Origin of the sequence: Halosubterraneus shenae (genome assembly GCF_050510935.1) — an archaeon.
Classification (GTDB): Archaea; Halobacteriota; Halobacteria; order Halobacteriales; family Haloferacaceae; genus JBDGPU01.
Map to the genome: position 1 here is coordinate 1 of NZ_JBNLVO010000003.1, position 15,420 is coordinate 15,420.

Below are 15,420 nucleotides of genomic sequence, written 5' to 3' on the forward strand. Positions count from 1 at the left end.
CAGTATTGGCTGTACGCTGCTGTCGATCCCGCGACGAATCGCCTGCTTCACGCTCGACTCTACCCGACGAGAACTACCGCAGTCAGCTCGATGTTTCTCTCAGAACTTCGAGAGAAACATCAGGTCGATGATTCAATCTTTCTCGTCGACGGTGCGCCATGGCTGCAGGCGGCTTGTCACCGTCATGGACTACGATTCCAGCATGAAACCCACGGGAATCGGAATAGCGTGGAGCGCGTCTTCCGAGAAGTCAAACGCCGAACCAACCAGTTCTCAAACTGTTTCAGCCATGCCAGAGCAGAGACCGTCGAAAACTGGTTGCAAGCGTTCGCTTTCGCATGGAATCAGCTTATCTGAACACTACCTTAAGACACGAGATATTTATATACCGTTACCGCTTTTATCTTAGCTAATGGGGCTGGATATTGCCATTATTGGAGACGTGCCAACATCCCTTCCAATGAGTGGTCCACAGCGTACAACAAAGGGAATAGCTGAAAACCTATCAAAAAAAGGTCATAATGTTACTGTGGCAAACTATTCTGGTAATCCAGACCTACTTGATTGTGAGCTAAAAGTATTCGGAAATGACATAAGTTCACATCATCTTTCGATGCTGAAATATCAGCATGATGTACAAAAATGGTTAAAAGATTCTAATTTTGATTTAATCCATTGGTGGCGTGCATTTGTTCCGTGGCCAGATATTCGACTACGACCTGACGTCATTTCTTTCCACGGCATTGGTGTTACTCATCGCGTCCAAGACCATTTGAAGGCGAAAGCTGCACTTGCGGTAACCGCTGGTGAAAAAGTAATCGGAAGCCGAAGTGCCTACTCTGTTGTACAGTCGACGAAGACAAAAACTGACGCAGAACGATTTGGTGCTGACATCGATGAAGTAATTCCAGTTGGTATTGAAGAACATTTTCTCCAGGACGACCAACGAGTACCGGGGCGTGTACTGTATGTTAGCCGAATTAATGACAAAAAGAACCAAAAGGAACTAATCGAAGCAAGTCGAGGCGCAAACTGGGATCTTCGTCTTATCGGGCCAATTGCTGACGAAGAATACGCACAAGAGATCCCCGAACTTGAGGAATACCATGTGGGCAAAGTTTCTGAAGATGAATTATTAGCTGAATATGCGAAATCGGATCTGTTTGTTCTTCCTTCGAAACATGAAGGGTTCGGGCTTACCGGTCTTGAAGCCATGGCTGCAGAAACACCGGTCGTCGCATCAAATGAGACCGGATTAACCGATATTATTGAGCATGGGGAGAACGGGCTGATCTACACGCTGGGAGATACCGCTGATCTAAAGTCAAAGATAGAAGAGGGACTTGAGACACGCAATCTATTAAGTTCGAAAGCTAAGGATACTGCAGAGGATCTCACTTGGGATCGAATCGCAGAAAAATATTTCGATCTTTATCAACGGGTCCGATAGCGTTTCTAACGCTTTTTCGCCTCGAAGAAAACTTCCCCAGTCACAAACGGGATTTTTAATATCTGATGGGCCCAAACACCATTATATACTTTCTTCGTGACTCGAAATCTCGATCGCAGGAAAAGTGGAAATTCGATTTGAGTCCAAGCCTCTACATTCCAATCCAAATGTGGCCAGTACTCCTCTAACTCCCCTGTGAAATACTTCGTTATATCAGGCGTCGTGCCACCAGTACCTTGATGGGTTGGATCAGTTGCCGACGCCCACGTGCCTGCGTGTGGTGTCCGCATTCTGAACTGCCCCCCTGAAATGAGTACGCGATCTATTTCCGAGAATACGTGTCCAATATTTTCTGGAGGGATATGTTCGAATACATGATTTGCGATGACTTCACTAATGCTGCTCTCCTCTATGGGCCATTCATCATCACCGATATCAACACCTCCATGATCAATGTGATCTAGATCCTCCCTAATGTCAAGTGTTATAGTAGCCTCTTCTGTAGGGTTTTGACCGGCTCCAACTTCCAGGATATTCTCTTCAGGAGTCTTCCTCTTCTCGCTCATTAAGGACCTCTAAGATATCCTTGTATAAATCATTTCGATAATCGCTGAACGTGAATCCACAACCGCAACAGTAAATGTGTTTAGCTAACGACTGGGATGCATGTCCGAATATATCCTTGCCGTCAAGGCCGGTGTACTAGACATTTGGGGGCATGATCCCAGTGTTTCTCTTTTCAAAAATGGAGAGCTGATATTCGCGGCAGAGGAAGAACGATTTAGTCGTGACAAACATGCAAATGGGCAAAAACCATCTAATGCTATCCGGGAGGCCCTTGATTACGCTGAGATCACCTTCTCCGAAATCGACAAGATCGTTATTCCCTTTGATCCGTCTACCGCACATAAGGTAGTTCCTGATCTCCTTAAGGGAAAAGCACGAGCACAAGGTGGTTTCCTGCAGAAAGGATACTGGATGGGCCGGACTGCCGTTCAGTCAGCAAAAATGAAGTTCTTCCTTCGCGACATTCTCAATCGTGAGTTCGCTGAATTTGGTGATGTTCCTCCAATCACATTTCGACAACATCATCGATGTCACGCGGCGAGCGCTTTCTATCCGACCGACTTCGATTCAGCCGTCACCGTGACTCTGGACGGCAGAGGTGAGTATGACTCGACCGTCATTTGGCAAGGTACTCCGGAAGGTCTTGAACGCGTCCGAACTTACGATTATCCGAACTCGCTCGGCGCTTTCTTCGGTATCATAACAAAATACCTCGGTTTCCGTCCTCACAACGGAGAGGGGAAGGTGATGGGACTCGCCCCGTATGGGGAACGTAACGAGGAGATTGAGTCAGCACTTCGTTCCGTCATTGAAACGGGCGTCGACTATGATGTGACAGAACTTTTCGTCGATGTTTGGGAAGAGAGCGTTCAAAAATTAGAACAGATCCTCGGTCACGATAGACATCAAACCGGGAAAGAGTTTACTCAGTTTGAGAAAGATCTCGCCTACACAGCACAGCGACTTCTTGAAGAAACGGTCGTAGAAATTGTCGAACACTATGCGGAGGAGCTTGACGAAACAAACGTTGCGCTCGCTGGTGGAGTCGCCTTGAACTGCAAAATGAATAAACGAGTGATGGAGTCAGAAGCAGTCGACTCGCTGTTCGTCCAACCTGTTGCCAACGACGGGGGGCTCCCTCTCGGCGCAGGAATGCTTGAGAACACACCGTCAGATACGCCACCAATGCGGGATGCTTACTGGGGTGTGGAGTACGGTGAAGCCGAAATAGAAAAATTGTTGAAATTAAATAAGATACAGTATCATCAGCCAGATGATATTTCTAGTTATATCGCAAATAAACTAGCCAATGGGAAATTGATCGGTTGGTTTCAGGGACGTTTCGAGATCGGACCTCGTGCACTTGGAAATAGAAGTATCCTTGCCGATCCCCGAACGGCAGAGTCCCGTGAACGAGTTAACAAGTATGTGAAGCACCGTGAGGAGTGGCGTCCTTTCGCTCCATCAATACTGGCCGAAGCAGCTGATGAATACTTAGTTAATGCCGAAGAATCACCATTTATGATCAAAACATTCGACATCAAACAGGAAAAGAAGAAGGAACTCGAAGCCGTTCTTCACCCCGGTGATGACACCACTCGCCCACAAACCGTAACATTTGATCAAAACCCTCGATACTACAACCTTATTGATGAATTTGAGGAAAGGACAGGTGTTCCAGTCGTGCTAAATACATCTTTCAATGACCATGCTGAACCAATAGTTAATCAACCAGTTGAAGCTCTAAAGGATTTTTATGGGATGGGACTTGACCTCTTAGTTCTAGGAGATTTCGTTGTGGAGAAAAGCAAGTAAAATGTTCGGACAGATTCTACGAGAACTCCGCGAAAACTATGATGATCCTGACTGGCGTCGAAACCGGATTCGAAACCGAATTAACGTGCCATTTCAGAAGAACATCTATCCCCGATATAAAAATGCAGAGTACGTCATGGAACAAGACTGGGATAATTTGTTCGTTTTAGATGGCTGTCGATATGACCTGTTTGAATCTGTAATTGACACCGAACAATTTGACACGTTTCGTCGAATGATAAGTCTCGGAGGGGCAACTCCTGAGTGGACCGAACAGAATTTTGCGGAGAAATCATTTGGAGATACAGTTTATATAGCCTCCAATCCTTTCGTTTCTAAAATTGCACCGAACTCATTTCATAAAATTATTGAAGTCTGGAGAGAATCGTTCGATGAATCTGCTGGGACAGTCCGCTCTAATCCCGTATTAGACGCAGCCCGGAATGCATTAGAAACATATCCTAACAAGCGTGTCATTGTGCACCTGATGCAACCACATCATCCGTTTATTGGGTCTGAACGTTTTAAAAATCGATCATGGAGTGTTGAAGATGTTGGTCAATCCCAGAACTCAGATATGAAAACCCCCTGGGAGGCACTACAAAAAGGCGAACTTGAAAGAGATAATGTATGGTCTGCTTATCGCGAAAATCTTGAGTCTGTTATAGATGACGCGATAGAAGCCGCAGTGTCCTTTGACGGGCGTTCTGTAGTTACTTCTGACCATGGGAATCTACTCGGAACACGAAGCTATCCAATACCTATGAGAGAATTTGGCCATTTTAATGGTTTGAGACACAAGGACCTTGTACACGTTCCTTGGGCAGTAATATCAGGGGAACGTAGGAGTATCCAAGATCACGGTATTGCGCAAGTAGAACAAAGCAAGGATGTAGTTAACGACAGGCTTCGTCAACTTGGATATCGTCAGTAATTAGGCGTAACCGAGGTCTGCTAACTGATCCATGACCTTTTCATCTATATTTTCGTCTTTTGAATTAACCCTCTTTTCCAGATTGGCGTCCAATTTCGATATCCGTTCTCGAGGGTTATCATAAATTGGCTGTCCCCGTTCTTCAAAATCATCGTACGTTTCGTAACCGTAATATCTAGCATTTACAATCCCATGTAGCCACTCGTCGAGAAATTCAAGCTCGTCGAAACCACGTCCATATAATGCTTTTTTATTTCGTTCCGGTAGCCCATGTGACTCCACTAGATATTCACCATCCCCGACCGCGTTTCGTATGTCTCGCCCTTTTCCATCTGAATAGATATTCCCTACTTCTAAAACAGTCTTATGGACATCGAGTAAACTAACCGACTCATTACGTCGGGAGATATCGTCATCACCAGCATAAATCGTGAGTGGTACACGAGTTACCTCTGGATATATTCCATAGAGATGTTCCCAGGCGTCGTGTTCACCGAGAAGCTCCCCATGGTCGCTGAGCGTGATGATCACATCGAAGTCCTTCTTTAATTCGTTAAACACCTTTTCATACATATGGGAAAGATATCGAACGCTGTCATCGTACGCTTGCTGAATTTCTTCGACCGGGTAATCTGGCTCGTCCATCGTTGCGACCAGTCCATCAAGTTCTACGTCGACGGTTTTCCATTCACTTGGTGGGTCATATGGTGTATGCGCCTCCATGAGATTCATAAAGAGGAACTCGTTATCCTCAAATTTTGTTTCCCTGACAAGATTAAGTGCCGACGAGATCCCATCGTCTTTAGCACCGTGTCCTAATTGTGTGTCCCGAAGTTTCAGTTGGATTCCATGACGGAGTGATGCCAAAGTCTTGCAATCACTGGTGACGCATTCTTGGAGAGCTTTCAAAAATCGGCTTGGACCTTCTCCACGGGTACGTGCTATGAAATCATCCCAGTCGAATAATTTCTCGTCCATTCCTTCAAGTCGCCAACTACGCTCAAATTGATCGAATCCACGATCGCCCTGAAATGTGGATGATATATTAGGATTCGCGCTAAATGCCCGGGTTGTATAACCTGAATCTGAAAGTTGTTCAGCGAGTAACGGTTCCTTGCAATCAAACGTTTGTGCACCTGCATATATCCCCACCTCGCTGGCATACTTTCCAGTGAATAACGAAGCGTGAGCTGGAACCGTCCAGTGGCTGGTGCTCCACGCGTTATCGAAGCGGATACCCGGATGCCAATCAAAATGCTCCTCAAAAGCATCGTAACGGAGAGTATCCAAAACGATGAGTGCAATATTCGTCATCAGTCGTATCGTACAGAATCCACCGCATCCCAAAAGCCCTTGCGCCAAAGCCAGTCGTTTAATCGACCTACTATTGTATCTGGTATAATCACTTCTCTATAACGATCGGGATACTCTTCTCGGAATTTTGACTCTATCTTCTCGTCAATAGTGGCACGTGGTTTTTCAGGGTGCCGCATCACAACATCACTACTAAATCTACACTCGCCATCGGCGTCGCGTTCCATACGCCAACCGAATTCTGTATCATCACGCCAGCCCGCATATTCACTTCTGAAAGCCCCGATATCAAGAGCAGCCTCTCTATCGAACGCAAGGTTGCACCCGACGTATTTTCGTGCTCCAGTATATGTCCTTCCTCCACGTACGGCCCCTTCGAGACAGACGAGGTTTGGATCCTTTTCGAACTGCTCATCGATCAGTTCCAGCCACTCGCGCTCTGGTCGACAATCATCGTCGGTTAGTGCCACTATCTCACCCTTAGCCTGATGGATCCCCAGACTACGAGCTTCACAGATATCGAGAGAGTTATCATCCACAACGATAATCTCGAATGACCCATAACTCTGAGATTTTAGATGTTCAACGACTTCTGTGTGAGAATTGCTTGGGATTGTCGGAATAACAACTGATATCCTCGGATCCTCCGAGGTTATAGGTCTATGAACACTCATCTACATCCCCCTTGATAATGCTGTTAAGAGAAGATTCAAACTGGTCGTACTGGTATTTCTCCGCCACAGATTGTATTGTCTCAGAATCGTATTCTAGAGGTTCGAATTCATGTACAGTTTTTCTTATTGATTCGACATTTGGATTGAATGTCGTCCCAGTATCCCCGTCATTAACTTGATATTTTGTGAACCCTTCATCTACACCAAGCAACGGTTTCCCAGCCATCATCGCCTCTGCACCCACCATTCCGAAGTCCTCCTGTTTGGGTGCGTAAATGACGGCCGTCGCTTTCGCCACGAGTGACTCAATATCCTCCACGTACCCACGTATCTCGATATTGTCGTGACCTTGTGCCATCTCTTCGAGTTTCTCACGCTGTTCTCCGTCACCAGCGACGATAAGTCGTTCGTCCAGTTCGGTGAAGGCCTCTACGATCATATCGATGCGCTTCTCCGGCGCGAGCCGGGACCAGGTGATGAAATACCCTTCGTCACCCTCGTTCCGCCAATCGCCTGTTATAGGCGGATACACGACTTCCGCATCCTCATCGTAGAACCGTCGAATACGGTCCCGGATCAGCTCACTGTTGGCGACGAACGTATCTACGTAATCGTTGGCTTCCTTATCGAGTGCTCGCCACCACTTCGCATATGCTTTCAACACGAATCGAACTCCGGGATAATCGAACGACGACATCCGGTCACGAAACAGATCGTACAGCCATCGAGGCGGGCTGTGAGGATAGTGGACGATCCGCTGGTCCGTTGTCGGAACGTAGTTCTTGCTGAGCGGCGCACTCGAGAGAATCACGTCGTAATCCAGGAGATCAGGATGGGCATCCGTCATGTCCATGGCAACGCTCAACGTTTCGAGGGGGTTCGATCCCTCGTTTTTCCACCCCAGAATCCGACGTGAGAGGAACCCTGTGTACTTGTCTTGCCGCATCGGAATGACTTCGACGTCATCCGGAATATCTGTATCCGGGTAGACGTACATCGTGTAAATCGGCGCATCCAGTACTCTCGCCGCCTCGATGGCAAACTTTTCTCCACCACCGATCCCCGGAAATCGGTCGTGAAGAATGGCTACTGAGATATCCGATTCCTCGAAATTCTCCGTCATTATTGTCGACATCTCGTTCTGCCGTGATTATGCTTATTCATTCGAACGCCTCTCGCAACTCCGAATCAACTTCCCACGTCCCGTCACCCTTCCCACGCAACAGCTCGACACTCGCGCGAAACAGCGACACTTGCGTATCGAACAGCGAGTAGAGCGCCTGCACAGGGCCGAGCAGGTCCCGCTGACCCAGGTACGCGAACGCACCAACGGCAAGCGGCAGCACCAGCCCACCAACGCCAAACAGCGAGACCGCCGCGCCCGTTCCGACCAGGAGCGTCACGACCAGCAGCCATGGCGACACGATCATGAACCACCAGTTGAACGGCAGTACGACCTTCCCGTACTTCCCGTACCGCCCCAGCGCGTCCCGGTGCTGCACGAGCAACCGGATCAGCCCCATCCCGCGACGATCCTTCTGCTTCCGCCGCTTCACGAACTCGGAGTGACTCGCCTCCATATACTGCACCTCGGGGTCGAAGATCACGCGTCCACCCTGCCGCCGGATCTTCAGCGCGAGCTCCGTATCGTCGGCGAGCGAATTAGGGTCGATGGGCAACAGCGCGTCGTTCTCGAACGCCGAAAACGGCCCGTGGAAGATCAGCGTCGAGTCGAGGTGAGACTCGAGCTGCTGAATGTGTGACTGCACGCCCCGATAACCCGACTCGACCTCGCTCCCACCCAGAACCTCGACGTTGGTGCCCGTCACGGCCGCGACGTCATCGGCCGCGAGGTTCGCTGCCGCCTCGCGAAGCGCATCCGGCTTGAGCTTCGAGTCACAGTCCGTCTTTACGACCATCTCCTTGCTAGCCGCCTCGTACGCGTCGTTGAGCGCGGGCGCCAGGCCGCGACGTTCGTCCTCCTCGAGCAACACGAGCTCGGGCGCGTCGAGACCCGTGAAGTAGTCCCGAATGACCTCACGAGTGTCGTCCGTGGAGGAGTCGACCACAACTAGCTCGACCTTCTCCATCGGGTAGTCGAGTTCGAGCACGTCGTCGAGCTTGGTCTCGACGATCGCGGACTCGTTGTACGTCGGCAGCACGATGCTGACCTCGGGCTCCCATGGCTCCTTCTCGACGGGAGAGCCCGAAGGTCGCTCGGCGAGGTACAACGCGATATAAATCACGTACGGGAGCCCCGTGAGCGACAGCAGTCCGATCACGAGCGCCACGAGGGAGTTCATACACCGCTGTAGCCCCACCGTGTTCAAAACTCCGGCGGTTAGCGGGGTTCCGGGTCGCCGAAACGACAAAGCCTATACGAATCACCGGCCCGCATTAGACCATGGATGCCGTCGTACTCGCGGGGGGATACGCCACCCGTCTCTGGCCGATAACTCGCCATCGCCCGAAGATGTTCCTTCCAATCGGGGAGGAAACGGTCATCGACGACGTGTTCGCCGACCTCGAAGCCGACTCACGGATCGACGACGTCTACGTCTCGACCAACGAACGCTTCGTCGACGACTTCCGAGAGTATCTCGCCGACTCGGACTTCAAAAAGCCCGAGCTCTCCGTCGAGGACACAACCGACGAGGACGAGAAGTTCGGGGTCATCGGTGCGCTCGCACAACTGGTCGAGCGCGAGGGCGTCGACGACGATCTCCTCGTCATTGCCGGCGACAACCTGATCAGCTTTGACGTCGCCGACTTCGTGGACTTCTTCGACGAAGAAGGACAGCCGGCCCTGGCCGCCTACGACGTCGAATCCCGAGAGGCTGCGAAGTCCTACGGGCTCGTCGAGCTCGACGACGAGGAAGTCGTCGACTTCCAGGAAAAGCCGGCCGACCCTCGAAGCACTCTCGTCTCGATCGCCTGCTACGCCTTCCCGGCGGAGAACCTCACGAACCTCCGGGAGTACCTCGACGCCGGTGAGAACCCCGACGAACCGGGCTGGTTCATCCAGTGGCTCCAGAACCGCGAGACTGTGCATGCCTACACCTTCGACGGCGCCTGGTTCGACATCGGGACCGCGGAGAGCTACCTCGATGCGGTCTCCTGGCACCTCGAAGGAGAGTCAATCGTCTCGCCGGAGGCCGACGTCCGAAACTCGGAAGTCGGAGAGAATGTTCACGTCATGGAAGGAGCAACCATCGAAGATTCGAACCTCTCGAACACCGTCGTCTTCCCCGACAGCGAGATCACGGGAGCCACGATCCGGAACTCGATCGTCGATACCGACGCCGCGATTTCGAACGTCGACCTCGAAGACAGCCTCGTTGGTCAACATACGTCCCTCCAGTAGCCCCTCAACCGACCCCTTCTCACAACTTACATAACCCCTTCCTGATTAGCCGCGCCCATGCAAGGCAAACGCGTTCTCGTCACTGGCGGCGCCGGCTTCATCGGCTCCAACCTCGCCAACGCCCTCGCCGAGGACAACGACGTCGTCGTCGTCGACGACGAGTACCTCGGCACGGCCGAGAACCTCTCGGACGACGTCGAGTACCACGAGCAGAGCGTCCTCGCGGACGACCTCCCCACGGACGTCGACGTCGTGTTCCACCTCGCGGCGCTCTCCTCGTACGCGATGCACGAGGAGAACCCGCAGCGCGGCGCCCGCGTCAACGTCGAGGGCTTCGTCAACACCGTCGAACAGGCCCGGCAGGACGGCTGTGACACGGTCGTCTACGCCTCCACCTCCTCGATCTATGGCGACCGCACGGAACCCTCGCCCGAGAGCATGGACGTCGAGGCCCAGACGGGCTACGAGGCCTCGAAGCTCGCCCGCGAGCGCTACGGCGAGTACTTCCACAACCACTACGACATGACCCTCGCCGGCATGCGCTTCTTCTCCGTCTACCAGGGCTACGGCGGCGCCGAGGGTCACAAGGGCGAGTACGCGAACGTCATCGCCCAGTTCGCCGACGACATCGCGCACGGCCGCTCGCCGGAACTCTACGGCGACGGCACCCAGACGCGCGACTTCACGCACGTCTCGGACGTCGTCCGCGGCCTCGAACTCGCGGCCGACCACGAGCTCAACGGGATCTACAACCTCGGCACGGGCGAGCCGTACGACTTCAACACGGTCGTCGAGCTGATCAACGACGAACTCGGCACCGACGTCGACCCGACGTACGTCGAGAACCCGATTCCGGAGGAGATCTACGTCCACGACACTTGCGCGGATGCCTCGAAACTCACCGAGGAGACCGGCTGGGAGCCCCAGGTCGACTTCGAGGAGGGCATTGAGCGCGTCTGTGACGTGTACCAGTAACAGGTCGTTTTTAAGCGACTCACTCGGTCCGGTCCGTCCGCACTCGCTCCCCGGGCTCCGTCCACAATCCTGAACCGAGCGTAACTCCCGCATTCAAGCTCGTGTTGATCCCCGTCTTCACGTCGTCGCCGACCACCACCCCGAACTTCCGCCGCCCTGTCGACACTCTATCCCCCTTCACCGTCACCCGAACCGGCTCGTCGTCGTGCCGCAGGTTCGCCACCTGCGTCCCGGCGCCGAAGTTCACGTCCTGTCCGAGTACGCTGTCGCCAACGTACGACTGATGGCCCACGGTCGCGCCCGCACGCAGCACGCTGTTTTTCACCTCGACGGCGTGGCCGACGGACGCGTCCTCCCCCAACAGCGTCACGCCGCGCACGTACGCGTTCGGCCCGACTGACGCTCCCGATCGCACCAGCGCCGGTCCCTCGATAGTGACGCCCTCGCGGACGGTCGCCCCCTTCTCAACGACGACGTCGCCCTCGATCGTCGCGTCAGAGCTCACGTCACCGTCGATTCGCGCGTCCAGCGCTGCGATCCGGCGCTCGTTGGCCGCCAGCAACTCCCAGGGACGGCCGACGTCGAGCCACTCGTCGAGCGGGACCGCGCGCACGTCCAGCTCCCGGATGCAACGCTCCAGCACGTCAGTCAGCTCACGTTCGCCGCGGTCGCTCTCCGGGACGTCGAGCCAGTTCAGGGCATCAGGTGGGAACACGTACGCCCCCGCATTGATCAGGTCGCTTGGCGGATCGGCGGGCTTCTCGACGACGTCGGTGACGACGTTCTCGTCCGTGACCGCGAGCACACCATAGGAGGTCGGGTCCTCGACGCGCGTGCAACCGATACCGGCGTCGACTGCGAAGAGCTCCGACAGGGACTCGGCGTCGAGCAACACGTCACCGTTCAGTACGGCGAACTTTTCCGCCGCGAGCGACGCACGCGCGGCGGCGACGGCGTCGGCCGTACCACGCTGCTCGTCTTGCTCGGCGTACTCGACTGGAACTCCTCGATACGAGTCACCGAAGTACGACCGCACGGCCTCGCCACGATACCCGACAACGAACACGAGCCGCGTGGCGCCGGCGTCGACCGCGGCGTCGGCGACGTGTGCCGCAAGTGGGCGGTCGGCGATCGGGAGCATCGGCTTCGGCGTCGACTCCGTCAATGGTCCCATCCGCGTCCCGCGCCCGGCAGCCAGAATGACTGTCTGCATACGACCCTCCAGCGTGGCGCGTGCCATATCGATTGCGCTCTCGGCGCTTGGTTCGGCGACGCGATCGCCCGAATGCTTACTCCACGGTGACGCTCTTGGCGAGGTTCCGCGGCTTATCGATAGACCGGCCGAGCTGGTTCGCGACGTGATACGCGACCAGCTGCAGTTGCGTGTTCGCCAGCAGCGGCAACACGCTCGGGTGCGCGCCCGGTAGCGCCAGCACGTCGTCCACGTAGTCCTCCACGTCCGTTTTCCCGTCCGTCACGGCAACCACGGGAGCGTCGCGCGCTTCCACCTCCTTGACGTTGCTGACGGTCTTTCGCGCGGCCTCGTCGTTTCCAGTGACCATCGTGAACACCGGCGTCTCGTCAGTGACGAGCGCGAGCGGCCCGTGTTTCAGCTCGCCCGCCGCGAACCCCTCCGCGTGCTCGTACGTGATCTCCGTGAACGTAAGCGCCCCTTCGAGCGCGACGGACCGATTCGGCCCGCGACCGATGAAGAAGTAGCTCTCGGACCCGACGTACTCGTCGGCGATCTCCTCGGCTCGCGAGTCGTCCAGCACGCGCTGGACGAGGTCAGGGAGGTCCCGAAGGGCTCGCAGGCGCTCCCTGACGAGCGCGCCATCCGCGTCGCCTGCGTCGAGGTACTCGGCAAGGAGCGAGAGCGTCACCACCTGCGACGTGAACGTCTTCGTCGCCGCGACGCCGATCTCCGGGCCGGCTCTGATGTACAGCGCCGCGTCACACTCACGGGCCGCCGTGGACCCGACCACGTTCGTGACGGCGAGCGTCCGGGCGCCGCGTCCCCGCGCTTCTCGGAGTGCGGCGAGCGTGTCCGCGGTCTCGCCGCTCTGGGTCACGCCGGTGACGAGCGAGTCGTCGATAGGCGGCGGCGACACCGCGTACTCGCTGGCGAGGGTCGCCCTGGCCGGAATCCCCTTGTCGCGAAGTCGTTGGGCCCCGAGCAGTGCGGCGTGATAGGAGGTTCCGCAGGCGACGAACTGTACCTGCGACGGCTGGCCTATCGCCTCCAGCCCGTCGAGTTCAACCTGCCCGTCGAGCTCGTTCACCCGACCGGAGAGACACTGGCGGAGCGCCGTCGGTTGCTCGTGGATCTCCTTTAGCATATAGTGGGCAAACCCGCTCTTGCCCGTGTCCTCGACGTCCCAGTCCACGGTTTCCACGGACTTCTCCACGGGCAGCCCGTCAGTTGTGGTTACCTCGAACCGGTCCGAGTGAAGAGTGACTACCTCCCCGTCGTCCACGTAGACGACCTGATCGGTGAACTCCAGGAAAGCCGGCACGTCGCTCGCGAGATAGTGGCCGTCCCCTCCGACGCCGACGACGAGGGGGGAATCGTTGCGCGCCGCGAAGACGACGTCCGAGTTGGCAAAGGTCGCGACGACGGCGTAGCTCCCCTCGATCCGATCGACTGCCTCACGAAACGCCCGCTCCGGCGAGGCCCCTCCGGCGATGAACTGCTCGATGAGGTGCGGGATCACCTCCGTGTCCGTGTCGCTGGTGAAGGTGCGCCCGACTGCCTGGAGTTCCTCCTTCAGAGACCCGTAGTTCTCGATGATCCCGTTGTGAACGACGGCCACCTCCCCATCTTCACCGGTGTGTGGATGTGCGTTTGCATCGGTCGGTGGGCCGTGCGTGCTCCAGCGCGTATGGCCGATTCCGGTCGACCCAGTAGGCGCGTTCTCCTCGATGGCATCCTCGAGCGTCTCGATGTCGCCAGCCCGTTTCCGGACATCCAGGTTGCCGCCGGTTCGAACGGCGATCCCGGCCGAATCGTATCCGCGATACTCGAGCTGATTGAGCCCGGTCATGAGAACCTGCGTGGCCTCCCGCTCGCCGACGTAGCCGATGATCCCACACATCTATCTCACGTTCGCGTTCGCATCGACGTTCGTTCGGAGCCGAACTCCCTCCTCGACGGTCGCGTCGCTACCGATCAGGATCCCCGGAGAAACGACTGCCCCCGCACCGAGAGTCGCTCTATCCGCGAGCACGCTACCGAGCTGCTTGCCCTCGTGAACGGTCGTCCCGATTTGGACGTCGGCCGGACCGCCGGCCACGACGGCGCCGGCCCCGAGACGGACGCCCTGTCCGACGACCGAGTCGACGAGCGTCGCGTTCGGTCGGATGCGAGCGTCATCGTCGACGACCGTGTTCCGAACCACCGCGTTCGCGTCCACCGTGACGTTCCGCCCGATAGACGCGTAGGGGCCGAGGACGACGCCGGGACCGATGACCGCGTCAGGACCGACGACGACTGGACCCCTGAGAACCGCGTCGTCGTGGACGCGGGCTGTCTCGGCGACCCAGCGCTCCGGATCCGGTTCCGGGGCCGCAATCCACCCTCGTGAGAGAACGTTTCTGGAGGCCGCCAGGAGGTCCCAGGGATACGTGGCGTCGGTCCAGAAGCCCTCAGTTCGAACGCCGCGAACGACCGCTCCCTCGTCCTCGACGACGCGCTCGACGGCCGCCGGGAGGCTGATCGACCCTTGCTCTCTCGGGGTCTCCTCCAGCACGTCGAAGAAGGTCGGGCCAAACGCGTACACTCCCGCGTTGAGCAGGTGGTACTCGTCGTCGTCCGGTCGTTCGACGAGCTCGACGACCTCGTCGCCGTCGAGGGTGACCGCACCGTACCGGGTGGCGTCGGACGCCCTGACGACGCCGACGGTCGCCGTCGCATTGCCGGCTTCGTGCGCCGCAGCGACGTCGTCCACGAGACTCGGTTCGGTGAGCTGGTCGCCGTTCGCCACGATGAACGGCTCGTCGACCGCCCCTGCCGCCTGCAATAATGCATGTCCGCTGCCGAGCTGGGTCTTCTGCCGATGGTACTCGAGGTCGACGCCGTCGTGGGCCGAGCCGAAGTGGTTCTGCACCCGATCGCCCCGGTAGCCGATGACGACGTGGATCTCCGTGATGCCCGCCTCGATGAGGCTATTAAAAACGTGTGCGAGGATCGGTCTGTCGCCCGCGCGTAACATCGGCTTGGGACGGTTCGCCGTGAGCGGACGAAGCCGGCGCCCTTCGCCCCCGGCGAGAACGACGGCGGTCGTGACGGTCATGGCTGGTACTCCGTACGGACGTGCAAGAGGGTTTC

13 protein-coding genes and 1 pseudogene are annotated in these 15,420 nt (G+C 55.9%); 6 read left to right on the forward strand and 8 right to left on the reverse strand.

From position 1 onward, the window contains the following. Both ACQE3M_RS06475 and ACQE3M_RS06480 read left to right on the forward strand, forming a co-directional pair. Positions 1–357 (forward strand): annotated as a pseudogene (locus tag ACQE3M_RS06475) (IS6 family transposase); the annotation flags it as partial. A 55-nt stretch (positions 358–412) separates the two neighbouring features. Continuing rightward, on the forward strand, positions 413–1,450 hold the full coding sequence (locus ACQE3M_RS06480; protein ID WP_430504717.1) for a glycosyltransferase family 4 protein: 1,038 nt from the start codon (positions 413–415) through the stop codon (positions 1,448–1,450). 5 nt (positions 1,451–1,455) lie between these two features. Here the strand turns inward: ACQE3M_RS06480 and ACQE3M_RS06485 are convergent, their stop codons facing one another. Beyond that, the gene (locus ACQE3M_RS06485; RefSeq protein ID WP_430504719.1) at positions 1,456–2,016 is read right to left on the reverse strand and encodes a methyltransferase domain-containing protein; all 561 of its coding nucleotides are present in this window, start codon (positions 2,014–2,016) and stop codon (positions 1,456–1,458) included. Between the two features lie 100 nt (positions 2,017–2,116). Here ACQE3M_RS06485 and ACQE3M_RS06490 point away from each other — a divergent pair, with 100 nt between their 5' ends. Further along, a complete protein-coding gene (locus ACQE3M_RS06490) occupies positions 2,117–3,832 on the forward strand; it encodes a carbamoyltransferase family protein (RefSeq protein ID WP_430504720.1) in 1,716 nt (571 codons plus the stop codon). A gap of 136 nt (positions 3,833–3,968) precedes the next feature. After that, positions 3,969–4,766 carry an alkaline phosphatase family protein gene (locus tag ACQE3M_RS06495; protein ID WP_430504722.1) on the forward strand — a complete coding sequence of 266 codons (798 nt, stop codon included), beginning with the start codon at positions 3,969–3,971 and terminating at the stop codon, positions 4,764–4,766. Here the strand turns inward: ACQE3M_RS06495 and ACQE3M_RS06500 are convergent, their stop codons facing one another. The 4 genes from ACQE3M_RS06500 to ACQE3M_RS06515 are packed head-to-tail and all read right to left on the reverse strand — an operon-like array spanning position 4,767 to position 9,057. Next, positions 4,767–6,080, reverse strand: coding sequence for a sulfatase-like hydrolase/transferase (locus tag ACQE3M_RS06500; RefSeq protein ID WP_430504724.1), 1,314 nt, complete (start codon positions 6,078–6,080; stop codon positions 4,767–4,769). Beyond that, positions 6,080–6,754, reverse strand: a complete 675-nt coding sequence (locus tag ACQE3M_RS06505; protein WP_430504725.1) for a glycosyltransferase family 2 protein — start codon at positions 6,752–6,754, stop codon at positions 6,080–6,082. The genes ACQE3M_RS06500 and ACQE3M_RS06505 overlap by 1 nt, the downstream gene beginning before the upstream one ends. Next, on the reverse strand, positions 6,741–7,877 hold the full coding sequence (locus tag ACQE3M_RS06510; protein ID WP_430504726.1) for a glycosyltransferase: 1,137 nt from the start codon (positions 7,875–7,877) through the stop codon (positions 6,741–6,743). Before ACQE3M_RS06510 ends, ACQE3M_RS06505 begins: the two co-directional genes overlap by 14 nt. Before the next feature lie 37 nt (positions 7,878–7,914). Continuing rightward, on the reverse strand, positions 7,915–9,057 hold the full coding sequence (locus ACQE3M_RS06515; protein ID WP_430504728.1) for a glycosyltransferase: 1,143 nt from the start codon (positions 9,055–9,057) through the stop codon (positions 7,915–7,917). 101 nt (positions 9,058–9,158) lie between these two features. On the opposite strand from ACQE3M_RS06515, the gene ACQE3M_RS06520 reads away from it, so the two are divergent. Further along, complete coding sequence (locus tag ACQE3M_RS06520; RefSeq protein ID WP_430504730.1) at positions 9,159–10,118, forward strand: sugar phosphate nucleotidyltransferase; 960 nt, start codon at positions 9,159–9,161, stop codon at positions 10,116–10,118. Positions 10,119–10,175: 57 nt separating this feature from the next. Next, positions 10,176–11,093, forward strand: coding sequence for an NAD-dependent epimerase/dehydratase family protein (locus ACQE3M_RS06525; protein ID WP_430504731.1), 918 nt, complete (start codon positions 10,176–10,178; stop codon positions 11,091–11,093). A 19-nt stretch (positions 11,094–11,112) separates the two neighbouring features. Here ACQE3M_RS06525 and glmU read toward each other — a convergent pair whose 3' ends face one another. The 3 genes from glmU to ACQE3M_RS06540 all read right to left on the reverse strand — a co-directional run bounded on the left by glmU (position 11,113) and on the right by ACQE3M_RS06540 (position 15,385). Beyond that, entirely contained in the window at positions 11,113–12,306 is a 1,194-nt protein-coding gene (gene glmU / locus ACQE3M_RS06530; protein ID WP_430504732.1) for a bifunctional sugar-1-phosphate nucleotidylyltransferase/acetyltransferase, read from the reverse strand. A gap of 76 nt (positions 12,307–12,382) precedes the next feature. Continuing rightward, a complete protein-coding gene (gene glmS, locus ACQE3M_RS06535; RefSeq protein WP_430504734.1) occupies positions 12,383–14,188 on the reverse strand; it encodes a glutamine--fructose-6-phosphate transaminase (isomerizing) in 1,806 nt (601 codons plus the stop codon). After that, positions 14,189–15,385 carry a sugar phosphate nucleotidyltransferase gene (locus ACQE3M_RS06540; protein WP_430504736.1) on the reverse strand — a complete coding sequence of 399 codons (1,197 nt, stop codon included), beginning with the start codon at positions 15,383–15,385 and terminating at the stop codon, positions 14,189–14,191. Positions 15,386–15,420 lie beyond the last annotated feature (35 nt).

Bases quoted from the DNA above. Each gene is read 5' to 3' on its own strand.
- ACQE3M_RS06495 (WP_430504722.1), top strand. From the start codon at position 3,969: ATGGAACAAGACTGGGATAATTTGTTCGTTTTAGATGGCTGTCGATAT.
- ACQE3M_RS06515 (WP_430504728.1), bottom strand. From the start codon at position 9,057: ATGAACTCCCTCGTGGCGCTCGTGATCGGACTGCTGTCGCTCACGGGG.
- ACQE3M_RS06480 (WP_430504717.1), top strand. From the start codon at position 413: ATGGGGCTGGATATTGCCATTATTGGAGACGTGCCAACATCCCTTCCA.
- ACQE3M_RS06520 (WP_430504730.1), top strand. From the start codon at position 9,159: ATGGATGCCGTCGTACTCGCGGGGGGATACGCCACCCGTCTCTGGCCG.
- ACQE3M_RS06540 (WP_430504736.1), bottom strand. From the start codon at position 15,385: ATGACCGTCACGACCGCCGTCGTTCTCGCCGGGGGCGAAGGGCGCCGG.
- glmU (WP_430504732.1), bottom strand. From the start codon at position 12,306: ATGCAGACAGTCATTCTGGCTGCCGGGCGCGGGACGCGGATGGGACCA.
- ACQE3M_RS06500 (WP_430504724.1), bottom strand. From the start codon at position 6,080: ATGACGAATATTGCACTCATCGTTTTGGATACTCTCCGTTACGATGCT.
- ACQE3M_RS06505 (WP_430504725.1), bottom strand. From the start codon at position 6,754: ATGAGTGTTCATAGACCTATAACCTCGGAGGATCCGAGGATATCAGTT.
- ACQE3M_RS06510 (WP_430504726.1), bottom strand. From the start codon at position 7,877: ATGACGGAGAATTTCGAGGAATCGGATATCTCAGTAGCCATTCTTCAC.
- ACQE3M_RS06525 (WP_430504731.1), top strand. From the start codon at position 10,176: ATGCAAGGCAAACGCGTTCTCGTCACTGGCGGCGCCGGCTTCATCGGC.
- glmS (WP_430504734.1), bottom strand. From the start codon at position 14,188: ATGTGTGGGATCATCGGCTACGTCGGCGAGCGGGAGGCCACGCAGGTT.
- ACQE3M_RS06490 (WP_430504720.1), top strand. From the start codon at position 2,117: ATGTCCGAATATATCCTTGCCGTCAAGGCCGGTGTACTAGACATTTGG.
- ACQE3M_RS06485 (WP_430504719.1), bottom strand. From the start codon at position 2,016: ATGAGCGAGAAGAGGAAGACTCCTGAAGAGAATATCCTGGAAGTTGGA.